At 79.6% G+C, this 357-nt stretch carries 1 pseudogene; it reads right to left on the bottom strand.

The annotated features are described in order from the left end of the window. Positions 1 to 135 precede the first annotated feature (135 nt). Positions 136 to 357, bottom strand: a pseudogene (locus tag ABZ914_RS20770) (chromosome partitioning ATPase); the annotation flags it as partial.

The raw sequence follows: 357 nt of genomic DNA, 5'->3' as shown, positions 1-357 counted from the left end.
CGTTCGCCACCCTGTATGCGCCATGGTCCTAAGTTCCGCGGGGTCCGGACGGCGGGGCCCGCACGCGGGGGGCCCCGGGCCGGGGCGGGGCCCACCGTTCGGGGAGCGGGTTGACGTTTCCGCCGGGGCTGGGGATCAGCTCGGGTCGGCGGGCCCGCGCGGGGCCGGGGGGACGATCGGGGCGTGGCCGCCTGAGGGGCCGCCGGACGGTCCGCCGTCGGTGTCCTCGATCGGACGCGGCGCCTTCGCGGGCGGCGGGACCTGCGGGCCCGTGCCCGTGGCCGGGCCGTCCGGCTCCGGCTTCTTCATCGACGGCGCCGGAGCGGCGACCGGCTTGGCCACGATCGGCTTCGGCCC

It is taken from the genome of Spirillospora sp. NPDC046719 (assembly GCF_040645715.1).
Taxonomy (GTDB): Bacteria; Actinomycetota; Actinomycetes; order Streptosporangiales; family Streptosporangiaceae; genus Spirillospora.
Note: the sequence above shows the minus strand (reverse complement) of the source record. Positions and strands in the feature narration are given on the sequence as shown.